General features: G+C 49.1%; 9 protein-coding genes. 1 reads left to right on the top strand and 8 read right to left on the bottom strand.

Going from position 1 to position 14,897, the window contains the following annotated elements:
• Positions 1-53: 53 nt before the first annotated feature.
• Together I6E38_RS03625 and I6E38_RS03620 are read right to left on the bottom strand one after the other, a co-directional pair.
• Positions 54-1,118: a DUF1573 domain-containing protein gene (locus I6E38_RS03625; protein ID WP_235392729.1), complete on the bottom strand. Its 1,065-nt coding sequence runs from the start codon at positions 1,116-1,118 to the stop codon at positions 54-56.
• Positions 1,119-1,142: 24 nt separating this feature from the next.
• A complete protein-coding gene (locus tag I6E38_RS03620) occupies positions 1,143-6,668 on the bottom strand; it encodes an alpha-2-macroglobulin family protein (protein ID WP_235392728.1) in 5,526 nt (1,841 codons plus the stop codon).
• A 203-nt stretch (positions 6,669-6,871) separates the two neighbouring features.
• Here I6E38_RS03620 and I6E38_RS03615 point away from each other — a divergent pair, with 203 nt between their 5' ends.
• Entirely contained in the window at positions 6,872-7,660 is a 789-nt protein-coding gene (locus I6E38_RS03615) for a NigD1/NigD2 family lipoprotein (RefSeq protein ID WP_235392727.1), read from the top strand.
• Between the two features lie 195 nt (positions 7,661-7,855).
• Here I6E38_RS03615 and I6E38_RS03610 read toward each other — a convergent pair whose 3' ends face one another.
• From I6E38_RS03610 to dnaG, 6 genes are all read right to left on the bottom strand, one after another.
• Positions 7,856-9,175, bottom strand: a complete 1,320-nt coding sequence (locus tag I6E38_RS03610) for an MATE family efflux transporter (RefSeq protein ID WP_235392726.1) — start codon at positions 9,173-9,175, stop codon at positions 7,856-7,858.
• 101 nt (positions 9,176-9,276) lie between these two features.
• Positions 9,277-10,119 carry a YitT family protein gene (locus I6E38_RS03605; RefSeq protein WP_235392725.1) on the bottom strand — a complete coding sequence of 281 codons (843 nt, stop codon included), beginning with the start codon at positions 10,117-10,119 and terminating at the stop codon, positions 9,277-9,279.
• Between the two features lie 171 nt (positions 10,120-10,290).
• Positions 10,291-11,721 carry a cardiolipin synthase gene (gene cls / locus I6E38_RS03600; RefSeq protein ID WP_235392724.1) on the bottom strand — a complete coding sequence of 477 codons (1,431 nt, stop codon included), beginning with the start codon at positions 11,719-11,721 and terminating at the stop codon, positions 10,291-10,293.
• Between the two features lie 33 nt (positions 11,722-11,754).
• On the bottom strand, positions 11,755-12,318 hold the full coding sequence (locus I6E38_RS03595) for a 7-carboxy-7-deazaguanine synthase QueE (protein WP_235392723.1): 564 nt from the start codon (positions 12,316-12,318) through the stop codon (positions 11,755-11,757).
• Between the two features lie 66 nt (positions 12,319-12,384).
• Positions 12,385-12,720 (bottom strand): 6-carboxytetrahydropterin synthase QueD, encoded by a 336-nt coding sequence (queD, locus tag I6E38_RS03590; protein WP_235392722.1) that lies wholly within the window; start codon positions 12,718-12,720, stop codon positions 12,385-12,387.
• Between the two features lie 68 nt (positions 12,721-12,788).
• The gene (gene dnaG / locus I6E38_RS03585; RefSeq protein WP_235392721.1) at positions 12,789-14,777 is read right to left on the bottom strand and encodes a DNA primase; all 1,989 of its coding nucleotides are present in this window, start codon (positions 14,775-14,777) and stop codon (positions 12,789-12,791) included.
• Between the last annotated feature and the right edge of the window lie 120 nt (positions 14,778-14,897).

Below are 14,897 nucleotides of genomic sequence, written 5' to 3'. Positions count from 1 at the left end.
GGCTTTGTGGGGGATGTGATGGGCTTTGTGGGCCTTTGGCTTTGCTTTTCTTATTACTTAGCAATAACCTTAATAGTAACCTTCGGACGACCCGGGTCGTTTGTTATCATCAGCACACGTGGCTGCGAGCGAGCCGACTTAATCAGTCGTTGTTCGGCTGTAATCTTCATCTTTGCCGACTCACCCGGCTGCAATTTCTGCTTGTTCAGCGAAACCTGCAAGCCCACAGTGAACATCTGAAGGTTCTTGATGTTGAGTACAGTCTTGCCATCGTTGCGTATGATAATTTCGCCCTTCAGCTTCTTCTTTCCGTTGAAAGCACCAAGATTAAGCTCAGATGTAGACAGATACAATCTTGGAGCATTGGCGAGTTGCGACGCTGTGAGGTTGTCGAACTTAGGCAGAAGAACAGCAGAAACACCCAACTCCTTCTCACGACTTACACGATCGCCCGGGAAAGAACCCAGATAAACGCTCGTCTGAGTAAGTCCCATATCCTTCAAGCGCTTCGAATTTAGCGAAACGGTAATCACGCCGCTATGTCCAGGCAGAATCTTCGAAGGCGAAACCTCGGCTGTGAGATAGTCGGGCATGTGCATAACAACTGGTTCAACAGCCGAACTTGTGGTGTTGAGAATGTGTATCTTCTTCTGCGGACGCTCACCACGATTGACATCATCAAACTCAATGTTGTCGCAATCGGTGCGTATTCCGGCAAAGTCGTAGTCGTACTTGCCTGCAAAGTCCACAATCTCCCTAACCACATTGCCACGCATACGCAGCATGACGGGACGCTGCTGGTCGGATACATACACGTCGACAAACTTGTCGTAACGGCCCATTGTCTGTGCATCGTACGTGACACGCACTATGAACTTGGCATCAGGCGCAATATCGCCCTTGGGATAATCCACGTCGGTGCATCCGCAACTGGTGCGCACGTCGACAATGCGCACAGCATGGCTTGACTTGTTTTTCACTTCAAACTCAGCAGTTGCCGGCGACTGATATGTAGTCTGACCACAGTCAACAATCTTGTTTATCGCCTCTATCTTCTGCGCACTCGCTCCCAACGACACAAGTGCGAAGAGAGAAGCGCATATAAAAAACTTTTTCATATATCTTTATTATTCTATTTTCCTTTATTTCACGGCTATCTTGATAGCCTTGGTTCGCGCCATAAACTCGGGTGCATAGGCACACTGAACGGCACATGTACCCGTACGGTATTCGCCCTTACGGTCTACATAATAGGTTGTCTCAATGACGTGCTTGCCCTTCGACATGCGGTCGAAGAAGAAGTTCGTGACGTTGTCTTTAGGCTGACAGTAATAGCCGAAACCGTAACCAGACAACTGCTGAGCCGGTTCAAGACACGCAGCACGACGGTCGCTGAGTTGAACGAAGTCGTAGTCGCGCGCAGCCGTTACCGTCAGGCGCACCATAATGCGGTCGCCGACATTCAGCTGAACATTGTCACCACTGAGTCGATTGCCGTCCTTCAGCACTTCGCGAACCACTGTCATACCCATAGCGGCATCAGCAACCTCGTCCGACTGCTGCATGAACTGAGCATATACAGCGCCCCATGAAGTTCCTTCAGCTGTTTTCTCTACAGTCATGTGCTTGAAGCGGTCGCCCGTCTTTGACGCCTTGACATAGCCGAGACCTGCCGTTGCCTTAGGCATCTGCAGCTTCTGTCCGTCAATCTTTATCGTTGCAGACTGCGCATTGCCGTCAACAAGCGCAGTGCCGTTGCCGTTAAGGAAGGCATATACAGCATTAACGGAATTGAGCGGAGTGTCCCATACCTGCGTACGCTTAGCCTGAAGCAGCCAGCGTTGCATCTCGCCAATGGTCTTGACATCGTCGGGCTGCAGAGCCTTCAGAGCCTCAATGGCAGCCACCTGCGACGGAATGCGATAGTCGAACCATGAATACAGAGCCTTAGGCGAGTCGAAGTAGCGACCCATTTCGTCGGTATATACAGTGTACTGGCGTATGCTTTCAAGCAGACTGGCAGCCTCCTTGCGATGATTGTTCTTAGCGAGTATAACGGCAGAAACGGCTTTTCCGTATATCGAGAACTCCGTATTCTGACGTGCCAGACGACTGATGAGCCAGTCGAAGTTCTGCTTTGCCGAAGCATTCATCTGTCGCTTGGCGAGCGTAGAGGCGTACAGATACTGCACAGCCAACTCACTCGGGCGCAGATTCTTCTGCTTGCCCTCGCTCTCAAGCTTCTTCATCTCCTTCACCTCACTTGCCATCTGCTTGTCCATATAGCTGAAAGCGGCGGCAATCATACTGGTTGTGGTGTTCTGCTGACCAATCATTGCGTTGAGACGAACAAGCGTCTGCACCACAGCCATAGTCATATAGGGCGAACCCTCCATTCCCTTCCACCATGCAAACGAACCGTTGGGCAGCTGAAGACGAGACAGTTGCGAGAGATTATTGGCAAGACGATAGTCAATCTGCGACTCATCGAAGAATGCGGCAAGCATACGCTTCTGCTCCGATTCACGGTTGGCTTCACCAAGCCAAGGCGTTTCGTCGAGTACAATCTGCTTCAGTTCGCTGTTCTTCTGCAATGCGCTCTGCAGCGAAGCACCGTCCTTTGCGTCACCCATTTCCTTCTGCCAGAGTGCTACGTTCTGCTTAATAGCCGGATTGGAGAGCATGATATGGCGGCCCAACGCATTGGCATAATAAGCCGTGGCAAGCGACATGGCGTTGTCGCCGTCGGCATTCGACATTGTAGGCAGAGCCTGAACCATGAGCCAAGCGGGCGAATTGGTGTACTCAACGGTTAGTCGTGAAGTCTTGTCGCTTACTGCAAACATCTTTGCCACGTCTATATCGATAGTGCCCGGGGCATTCTGTGTGAATGCGTATGTATTGGTGACGAGTTCCTTATCAGGCAAAACGGGCAGATAATGCTGCTCACCGTCGCTGTAGCCGTGGCCATGTGCGGTGATGCGGCATACAAGCAGTCCGTCGTTCTGAATCTTCGACATGTCGAAATCGAAGTCGACTGCCGTTGTCTCGCCTGCCATTACTGTGTATTTACGCTCCTTGCGATACACCTCCTTGCCCGTTTCGGGATTGAGCAATACGAGTCGTGCGGTGCCAGCCACCTGCTTGTCGGAAGTGTTCGACACACGTGCCGAGAGCATTCCGCTATCAGTAGAGCGCACAAAGCGCGGAACATTTGGCTGAACCATTATGGTCTTCTTTGCCACCGAAGTAGCCGAAATGACACCGTTGTTCATGTTCAAGTCGTGAGCCAAGCCATAGAACTGCCATGTAGTGACACTCTCGGGCAGCGTGAAGTTGATTGACACATTGCCCTTAGCATCGCTCATGAGTGCCGGATAGAAGAAGGCTGTCTCATTGAGATTCTCGCGTATCTGCTCGGTAGCAGCCGAACCGGTGTCCTCAGTCTCCTCATTCATGGCTTCAGAGTCAACTGTCTCGGCAGCCTTAGCGCTCTCTACGCTTCCTACAAGAGCACGGCTTTCCGACTTGTCGTATGCCATCATCTTGCGACTGTTGAATTGTTTACTCTGAACATTTGCCTTAAGCACCTCACCATAACAAAAAATGCTGAAGTCGGTGAGGCGGCTCAGGTTGAGACTTCGCTCATTAAGGATGCGCATAGGCATCTCACTGTAGGCAAAGAGTCCACGATTGTTCACGCCATTCCATGTCAACCAAGGCACACTGACGAATGCCGGCAGCGAGAAACGCACGTTGTGACGGCGTATCTCATCAAGCGATTTGTCGTACATAGTAGCCATGAGCTGAGCCTTGGCTGACGTTCCGTCGGGGTTAGTTATGTTGAGAGTCCAAGTCTCGCGCTGTCCCGGAGTGAGTCGGTCGCGGAAGGTTGTCCATTTAAGATTGAGTCGGGTGTCGGGCAACGGACGCTCTATTCGTGCGGTATGCTTATAAGCCTGACCGTTCTTTACCCACGCTACCGACAGCGTTATGCCGTCGCCCCACTCCTCTTTGTACATCAATGCACGTGTGCGAAGTTCGTTCTTCAGGTCGGCACGTCCGTCTTCTATCACCTTGTCGCCCGAAATGAGCGTATATACAACGTGCTGTATGGAGTCGCTCGAACCCACCTGTATGAACACGGGTGTCATATTGTCCTTGAAGCGTTCAGCCGACTGATAGAACCATTCGTGTGTCTCCACGGGAGCCTTGCTGTCGCGCAGTGAGAATGTGGTGAATGCTGTGCGCAGAGTGTCGGTTCCGCATATCGCCATAAGGCTGTGGCGGGCTGATGTCAGAGCCTCGGTGTCTATCTTGCTTGGAGTGTTCGCCTTGCAAGTATATCGATGGTTGTCGATATAATAGGTCACATTGCCGTCGATAGGTTCGCCTGCATTGTTGCGATAGGCGAAGGTAACGGTGCGCAGACTGTCGCGCTGCGACTTCTCAGGAACGTCGCATGTGAGTATAGTAGGATGATCGCTGTATGGCAACGAAGCCTCGGCATGGCGTGTCTCGCCTGCCACATCGGTGACGTCGGCAGCCACGTCAAACATATAGTAGCGGCGCGGATGCTCGTCGTAAGTGTCGGGGATGACGATTGGCACTTTCACTTCGAATTCACCTGCAGCCGTGGTCTGCACGGTATCGTTCAATACTGTCTCCTGACGCATTTCGCCTCCCATGCCTCGCCAGAACATTGCCGGACGGCGAACTACGCACAATGCCACACGGGCGTTCTGCACTGGCACTCCGGCAAAGCTGCGGGCTGTGCCCTTAAGGCGCACGGTGTCGCCTGCGGCATACTTATCGGCAGACTTTGCTATATCTACGCTGAATGTCGGACGCTTGTATTCCTCTACCCTAACCGAGGTATACGAGTTGTTGCCATAGTCGGAACGCAGGGTGTAAGTGCCCGTCATTCCACCCTGAGGCAATACGAAGTCAGCACTTGCCATACCGTATTCGTCGGTCTCAACTTGCTGCGAAGCCACCTCCTTGTAGTTGGCATCGCGCAGGGTAATGGTCATTGATTGACCTGCCTTGGGCTCACCCTTATACACCTTATTATTATATGTATATGCCATGGCAGCCACATGCAGCGTCTGTCCGGGTCGGTAGATGCTGCGGTCGGTGAACAACGACGTGCGCACTACGTCTGCCTTGTTGCTGTAATAATGGAAATGTCCCGACATAGGGGTGAAGGAGAAAGCACGTTCGGTGTCGGTGTATATGCGGTAAGAGCGTGGCTCGTTCTTGGCGTATGTTATGTACGCCTCGCCGTTGCTGTCGCAGGTGTATGTGCGTATGATGTCCTTGCCGTGCTTGTCAACATCGGTCACGACGTCAATCTTGGCTCCCGGCACTGCCACGCCGCTTGTGGCGTTGAGCACAGCCATACGGTACTTGTTGCCGGGCAACGCCTCTACGATGGGATAGATGTCGCATACGCGCAGCAACTGGCGGTCGACGGGCACGCTGACGTTATCGGTCGACATCTCTACGAGATACATTCCCGTACGCAGTCCCTTTATTTCGAGCGTGTCGCTAACGGTCTTGTATGCCGGCAGACCTACGTATCGACGCACGTCGGTGATAGGTTGTTCGTTCTGAACAATGTGTCGGCGCAGGCGTGCATAGTCCTTGTCGCTCGAAGGGTCGAGCGTTGTGGTGCCGTCAATGTCGAGTCGCGAGACGGTGATACGCAGTTCGCCGATGTTGTTGAGTGCCATCACCTTCACCTTGCGAGGCACTCCAGGCAGAGCCAGTTCACCACCTATACTTGCGTGAAACGATGGCAGGGTAAGGCGGCGCTGGGCGTTGCGCAGAATATTCATACGTGGCCATGCACCCCACTTCATGAGGGCGTAGTTGATGTAGTTCATCTTCTCCTCGGCGGTTACGTCCTCTGCGTTAGCCATATAGGCGTAGCGTTCAATGGCAACTTCGGCACACGGCATCAGGTCGGAATATTCGCGCACGAGCGAATCGAGCGACATGATATACTTCGACTTCTTGACATGGGCCACATCGCTTTGACGACGGGCGCGCTTAACGAGTTCGATGGCTGTGAGGCAGGCTCCCTCGCGCTTGCCGTGCGAGGCGTAATAGTCGTGCATGGTGCGATAGTCGTTGGCACGAATGCCCAATACGTGCAGCATGTCATGATAGAAATAGCGCGAGTCGGTACCGTCAATCACAAACGGTTCATATCCCGTAGAATAAGCTTCAGCCAAGGCTTCGGGATTGCTCATCGACTTCTTGAAGTATTGTTTGCCGAGTTTTCCGGTCTCGTCAATGCCCATCCAGTTGTCGGTATAAATGGTTCCAAGCACCGACTGGTATATGGCAGCCAGCACTTTGTCGCCACTCTTCACTGCATTCAGCTCATAACGGCGCAAGCGGTCGATTGCGGGTTGCAACGAGTCGACAGATATGGCGCATTGCTGCTGGGCTGTAGCGAGCTGCGCCTTAAGCAAATGGCCGTACGCTCGTTCGCGAGTAGCCTTGCCAACTATCTGCGACAGCACATTAAGAGCTGTCTGCGGATGGTCTTTCTGAGTCGCATTATCGTATTGTTTCCAAAGCGAGGTGTAAGTGTCGGCAGCAGCAGCCAGCGGCATAAACAACACCATAAGTATCGAAAGGACTATTGACTTCTTCATATTTTTCCTTTTTGATGAGTTAATGTTTAGTAGTTGCCAGATGGCAAAAATGCGTACTCACGCGCATTATAATACAAAAATAGGGAAAAATCGTCAGAAAAACAACTTTACCCTAATATAATGTTTCTAAAAAAGACAAATAAAACTTGCATTGCATTGATTTATTGTTGTATCTTTGTAAAAGAAAGAAATCTATTATCTATATGAAAAGAATAAATTACTATATCAACAACATCCTTAAGACATCTCATGCAGTCTTGCTCATTGTGGCAATTAGCATAATGGGCATGACAATGCTGTCGTGCGATAATGCCAATGAAGAGTTTCCCGTGTTTCCACTCAACCGCCCCAATGCTCTTGTGACATTGAAGCCTACTGCCGACGGTTCTTCATTCTTCATGCAGCTTGACGACTCCACAAAGATAACAGCTACCAACATCAAGCAGGCTCCATACGGTAATAAGGAGGTACGCGCATTCATCAACTTCCGACTGCTTACACAGCCTGAAAACAAGCGCAGCTATAACGTTTATGTCAACTGGGTGGACAGCATACTGACTAAGCCTATGGTAAATGGTGGCGAAATTGGAACCGAACTGGTAAGCAAAGGACAAGACCCGGTTGAGATACTGCGCGAATGGACAGTGTCGGAAGACGGCTATCTGACAATACACTTCCGCACACAGTGGGCAGCCAACAATACGCCACACATCGTAAACCTTGTAGCTGCTAATCCTGCAGAACCTTACGAACTCACTTTCTGCCACAACGCTCAAGGCGTGAAGGGCGGATATTGGGGCGACGGTATTGTAGCGTTCCGACTCGACCAACTGCCTGACACTAATGGCAAGACCGTGAATATGACTCTTATATGGAAGTCGTTCAGCGGAAAGAAAAACGTGAATTTCAAATACTGCACACGCAAAGGCACAGTAAAAATCGAAGGTCTGAGTTTTGCTGCAAGCGGTCAGTTTGAGCGGGCTATAAAGTAAAAGTACATTACCGAACTTTCGCAAGTTCAGAGAATTCAGTAGTTAAAGTAGTTAAGAAGTTAAGCCAAATGCTTATAATGCTATATCAAACAAAAAAAACTAATGGCTTAACTCCTTAGCAACCGTATGGCGCGAAAGTTTCCTTGAGCTTCGCGAAAAACTCCTTAACTTCTTAACTACTTTAGCTTGCGAAACTTAAAATTTTTCTTTATTTGCATAACCTTTACCCCTACTCCACTTGTTATACAAAACCGTCTGCACCACTCCACGCATAGCCAGATACGTAAGGAAGGCCATCCATAGCGCATGGTTGTGCAGCATCGGACGCAAAACCAGATAGACAACGAAGAATGTCACCGACGCAATTGCCGATGACAAGAGCATTCCGCGCGTTGCGGTGATGCCGATGAACACTCCGTCCCAAATGAAGGCTGCCATACCGCACAGCGGAATGAACACTGCCCACGGCACATACGATGCCGACGCATCGATGACACTTGCATTGTCGGTTAGCAACATGAGGAACGGTCTGCCGCCAAGGGCGTACACAAGTGTGTAAACCACAGATAATCCTAATCCCCACATAAATAAACGGCGCACCATACGTGCAAATCCTTCACTATTCCCGGCACCGTATAGTCTGCCACACAATGCCTCGCCGGCATAGGCAAATCCATCCATCACATACGAGAAGAGCGTGAACAGCTGCATCAGCAGAGTGTTGATAGCCAACACCACGGCTCCCTGCGAGGCTCCTGCCGAAAGGAAATAGAAATTGACAGCTACCATAAAGAGTGTACGCAAGAATATGTCACGATTGACAGTGAAGAAACGCGACAACTCGCTACGTTCGAAAACATCTCGCCAACATATTCTGCCAAACAACCGGCTGCCGTAGGTGTACGTCCACAACGATAGCGAGACGAAAAGTCCGGCATACTGAGCTACAAGCGTTCCCAATGCCACTCCTTCAACCTTCATGCCCATAACATACACGAAAGTAAAGCTGGCAACGATGTTCACCACATTTTGCAATATCGAAATGAACATAGGCAGACGCGTATTCTGCATGCCTATGTACCAACCCGTAAGTCCATACAGACACAACATTGCCGGTGCTCCCCATACACATATACGGAAATATATCCACGCCTCGCTGCTTATGTCGGCTGTTGCACCCGTAAGCATAAGCGCCAGACGTCCTATGGGATATTGAAAAACCACTATCGTCAAGCCTATCAACAATGCCACTCCCATCGAGCGGGTCAGTAACATTACCACTCCGTCAAGATCGCGACGACCCAACGCTTGCGATGTCATGCCACTCGTGCCCATCCGCAAGAAGCCGAACAGCCAGTAGATAACGTTGAATATCATACTGCCAACTGCCACTGCACCTATATATACAGCATCGCCCATATGTCCGGATATCGCCATATCAACGAGTCCGAGCAGTGGAACTGTAATATTGGAAACTATTGAAGGTAAAGCTATATTGAGTATCCTGCGATTCATATTAAAAGTAAAAGAATAAAAAAGTAAAAGAGTAAAAAAAATAAAAGAGTAAAAAAGTATGCCTAAGCTTTTTACTTTTTTACCCTTTTACTTTTTTACTTTTATTTTATCTTGTCAAATCCTTCACCAAACACACCGTGGCAGAAAGTCTGCGAAACAACGGCCTGCGGATCAATCTGCTTTATCACAGCAAAGATGTCTTGCGACTCATACTTGCGCGACAACACAACAAGCATTTCCACATTTTCCTTGCTATACCATCCCTTACCTTCAATAACAGTAACGCCACGATTCACACGACGGTTGATAGTATCAGCTATCTCTTTGTAGTGCTTTGATATGATAAGGAACTGAACGGTCTGACGCGAGCCATTGACAACGAAGTCGCACACATAACTTGCAACCAGAGTGAACACAATACCGTAAACGATTGTCTCCATACTGTGGAAAAGCAAGTATGAAGAACCGATGATGGTACAATCGATGAACTGCATAGCACGACCAAAGCTCAAATTAAAATGCTTAGTGAGCAATACTGTCAGAATATCTGTACCACCAGTCGAACCGTTGTGAGAGAATACAACACCCAATCCGGCACCACTCAACATACCACCTATCAAGACGTGCATAAACTTATCTTCGCCTGCGGTAATGATCGGGAAAGCCTGGAACAAGGGCTGTAACGAACCAATAAATAACGAAAGTAAAAGAACGCCAACTATTGTACGCACCACAAACTGTTTGGTCAGAGCGCTGAACGCTATGACAAGCAACGTTATGTTGAGCACAAAGATTGAAATACCAGCAGGTATATTAGTAGCATAGTATATCAAGGCTGACAAACCTGCTACACCACCCATCACAACTCTTTCTGGAAGAATAAAAGCTGTATATCCGATAGCATACAAAAGGATTCCGAACACAATGAACATAAAATCCTTCATATTACTTTTACTAAATAAACGTTTTGAAATAGCGAATTTTGTTCCACCCATGATTGTAATAGTAAGTTAGTCGTTAATCGTGTGCAAATGTATATATTTTTTTTTAATCAGCCTAATACAAATATGTATTATTTTTCGAATTATTAAAACATAACAAGAAAATAGTATACGTTACAGCAATGGCGACAAAAGTCGAAGCAACGATTCAACGAACCTATGTATATACGGACGGTGGTGTAACTCACTGGCTTCGCTGAAGTTGATGCTGCAAGCCTCATCACGCATATATATATCCTTGATGCGTAGAGCCGTCTGGCGGTCGTAGAAGAAGACATTTGCCTCAAAGTTGTTTTCAAAACTGCGGAAGTCGATGTTGGTAGAACCACATGTAGATATCCGGTCGTCGGCAACAAGCAGTTTGCTATGATTGAATCCCTTCTCGTACAGCCTCACCTTAACGCCTGCCTCCAACGTTTCGGTGACATACGACATGCTTGCCAGCTGGATGAGCCACGCATCACTGCGACGCGGTATCATCAGACGCACGTCGACACCTGCCAATGCTGCGGTGCGCATAGCAAACAGAACGGGTTCGGTAGGAAGGAAATACGGGGTCTCCATATATACATATCGCTTGGCTTCAAGCAATATGCGCACATATCCCTGCATTATATCGGGCCATTGTCCAATGGGACTACTGGTAACTACCTGTGCCAATGAGTCATTCTCTATATGCCATGGCATAGGAGGATAGTAGCGGTGGTCGTTGATAAGAGTGCGGTCGACGAAATACCAGTCGACAAGGAATGCACGCTGTAAGGCATATACTACACTGCCACGCAGACGCATATGGGTGTCGCGCCAAGGCAAACTACCGCCATGCAGTCCCTTCACATAGCGCAATGCTATGTTCATGCCACCAATAAATCCTTGCGTTCCGTCGATGACACAGACTTTGCGGTGATTGCGATAGTTAACTTTACTGGTAAAAGCAGGAAATCGTACTGGCATAAATGAGCGCACCTTTACACCAGCCTGACGCATACGGTCGAAAAAGCGTTCGGGTACGCGCCAACAGCCCACATCGTCGTAAATAAGACGCACCTCAACTCCTTCGCGTGCCTTGGCAATGAGAGCATCGCTGACAAGACGGCCCAACGGGTCGTCGGCTATGATGTATGTGTCGAGATGAATATGATTGGTAGCGTCCTTTATTGCCTGCAATAGAGCAGGAAAGAACTGATAACCGTCGGTGTAGAACTCTACAGCGTTGTCCTTGAACGGCAATGCCAGGCTCTGATTGGTAAACAGTCGGACGAGTGAGGAGAAGTATTCGGGCATTCGCAGATTGCGCTGCTCTACAAATTCGAGCATAGAACGCTTTGACAACTGGTCGAGCGAGCGTCCTGATATAAGTTTCATCTTGCGTGTATTTTGGCCGAAGAAGATGTACAGCACAATGCCGACAACAGGCACAAACAGCAACACCAGGACCCAAGCTATGGTCTTGGCTGGCTGGCGGTTGTCCATCAGCACTGTCAGCATTATGCCGACAATGACCGCTACGTACAGAACTATGAATATCCAATGAACGTATATCATACTTCGGTTCCTCACTTTCAACTCTCAACTATATTACTTGAACCCTACGAGTTTGTGCGTCTGCAGCGACATTCGCCATTCGGGATGCTGCAGGATATAGTCGAAACAGCGCTTTACTATTTGTGCATTGCGCTCGGCATCCTGCACGTCGCAAGGTTGTAGGTATTTGTATTCGGCACAGATGCCATGGTCGTCAGGCACCTGAGTGGTTTCCTCAAAGATACACTTCAGTTCGTTGCATCGCTTGATGACGGTGTTGCCTTTGGGTGAACATGTTATCCAGTCGATGCCGTCGACTATCGGGTGAGTACCGTTGGTCTCCATTGCCAGTTCGTATCCGTGGCTATGAAGAAGATTGACCAGATGTCGGTCTACCTGAAGCGAAGGTTCGCCGCCGGTTAGAACAACAAAGTGCGAGGGGTAAGACTTAATCCGATTGAGTATATCTTCGTCGCTCATCTCCTCGTATTGTGCAAAATCGGTGTCGCAAAACGGACACTTCAAGTTGCAACCTGCAAAACGGATGAATATCGCAGCACGTCCTGTGTTGCGTCCTTCGCCTTGCAATGAATAGAAAATATCGTTGACTCTTTTCATCTGAAACAGCATGCCAGTGTGCATGCAAAACTTAAATGGTTCAATAATACGTTGTTATCAGCTATCTTAATCTTCTGCGTCGTATATGGCTTTGTTGCCCTCGCTCTCCTGCACCATGCAACGATAGCATTGCGGTATCTGCTCGGTCACCCATCGCGCTATGTTTTCGGCTGTGGGATTGAAGGGCAATACCTCGTTGAGATTGGCATGGTCAAGACGTTCTTGCACAAGTTGCTTGATGTGGGTGAAGTCTACCACCATTCCGTCGCTGTTAAGTTCGCGCGACTTGCAATAAACGGTGATGATCCAATTGTGACCATGCAGGTTCTGACACTTGCTCTCGTATGAAAGCTTAAGGCGATGACACGCCGAAATTTCAAGAGTCTTTTCGATGTAATACATAATGTGTGTTGTTTTTGATTATTTATATTTATTACCGCAGGATTACTCCGACCTGCGGTATATTGCGTTTACGCTATGATGTTGTTGCCCAACAGTCGGGCGAGTTTCGACCTCAACTCGTGGGCTGTCTTATATTCTTCCATAAGCTGCATGAGGCGTTCGTTATCACCAGCAGCCTGTAATATCTGCGCTTGCAGCTGTCGCAGATGCTGCTCAAGATAGTCCATTCGGAAATCGTTGAGCAGATGTTCGGTCTGCTGACGAAGGTTCTCGATTCGGTTTTCCTCTTCTGCTTTCAATTCGTCTTTGTTCTTAGGCTCAGCATTGGCAGCACTTTTCTGCTCGTCGAGCATACGATATTTGTCAACACAAAGATCGGTGGCAATGCGCGACACGTCGATATCCTCATGATGGATGAAGAACTGTTCGGCATTGAAACCCTCGTCCTCGCTATGCGCCACTGCCTCCTGAAGTATCTTTGCAAACAATGGATTGGCGAGTTTCAGTCCGTCAACACTCAGATTATAGTCAATATACTGCGCTATATTAAGACTCATCACCCCACCGTCCTCTGTCTCTACATTATCATATATTACAGTGTCGCCATGACGTATTACCATTTCTACAAGCATACGCTCCACCTTCGACGCCTGCTGCAATGGTGTTGTCTGGCTGACAGTGGGCTGCGGAGTCTGAATGCGCTGCTGTTGCTGTGCGGCACGTGTCTCTTCCGAGGTGCGCTCCTCACGGTTGTTGCGTATGAAACCGTTGAGTGTGTTGATGAGCGTAGCCTCGTTCAGTCCCATACGCACTGAGCAGTCGTGTATATACGTGTCGCGCAAGATGGGATTGATGACAAACGAGATGCTGCGTATGATTGAGTTGATTGCCTCAGAACGCTTCAACGGGTCGCGCTCATTGCGCAGCAGCAGGTCGGTCTTAAACTGTATGAAGTCGGTCTGATGCTCCTCAATATACTTACGGAAATCGGCAGCCGTATGCTTGCGCGAGAACGAGTCGGGGTCGTCGCCATCGGGCAACAGCAACACTTTCAGGTTCATGCCTTCGGATAGCAGCATGTCTGTTCCGCGCATAGCGGCATGGATGCCAGCCGCATCGCCGTCGTACAGCAGAGTGATGTTGGACGTGAAGCGATGGAGTATGTGTATCTGATGAGTCGACAGTGCCGTGCCCGAGTTTGCCACCACATTCTCAATGCCACACTGGTGCATTGATATGACGTCGGTGTAACCCTCTACCATGAATACGCGGTCTTCCTTGGCTATTGCCTTTTTAGCCTGATACAATCCGTACAACTCACGGTCCTTGTGATAAATCTCCGAGTCGGGCGAGTTGACATACTTCTGATTGACACCCTTGGTGCGCGAGTCGAGCAATCGGCCTCCGAAGCCCACCACCTTGCCACTAATACCAATCCACGGGAATATGACACGACCGGCATATCGGTCGATCAGTTCGCCACGGTCGTTCTTGTAGCAGATGCCTGTCTTCAGTATGAACTCCTCCTTATATCCCTTGCCAAGAGCAGCAACGGCAAAAGCACGACGGTCGGCAAGGTCGTAACCAAGCTGGAACTTCTGTATTATGTCGTCGCGAAACCCACGGCTGCGGAAATACTGCATACCAATTGCAATGCCGTCGGGGTCGTTCTGCATCTTGTCCTGGAAGTATTTCATCGCCCACTCATTGACAATGAACATACTCTCGCGCTCACTCTGCTCACGCTTTTCGTAGTCGGTGAGTTCGCGCTCACGTATTTCGATATGATATTTGTTGGCAAGCCAGCGCAGAGCTTCGGGATAAGTCATCTGCTCGTGCTCCATCAGAAAACCTATCGGATTGCCTCCTTTACCACAACTGAAACAATGACACATGCCACGTGCAGGCGAAACATAGAACGATGGGGTCTTCTCATCGTGAAAAGGACACAGTCCCTTATAGTTCGCCCCACTGCGTCGCAGCGTGACAAACTCCGAAACTACCTCAACAATATTGGCTGCATCCTTTATTCTTTCTACTGTAGCGTGGTCTATCATTTGTCGTTAATGTTAACTATGCATTTTTGGCTTCATAACACAATAAGCCAAATACAAAGTTAACATTAAAATCTCAGACAGAGAAGCCTGCACAAGTTTTTTATCAAATTACAATATTAC

This window comes from Leyella stercorea (assembly GCF_021531355.1).
In the GTDB taxonomy this organism is placed as follows: Bacteria; Bacteroidota; Bacteroidia; order Bacteroidales; family Bacteroidaceae; genus Prevotella.
Note: the sequence above shows the minus strand (reverse complement) of the source record. Positions and strands in the feature narration are given on the sequence as shown.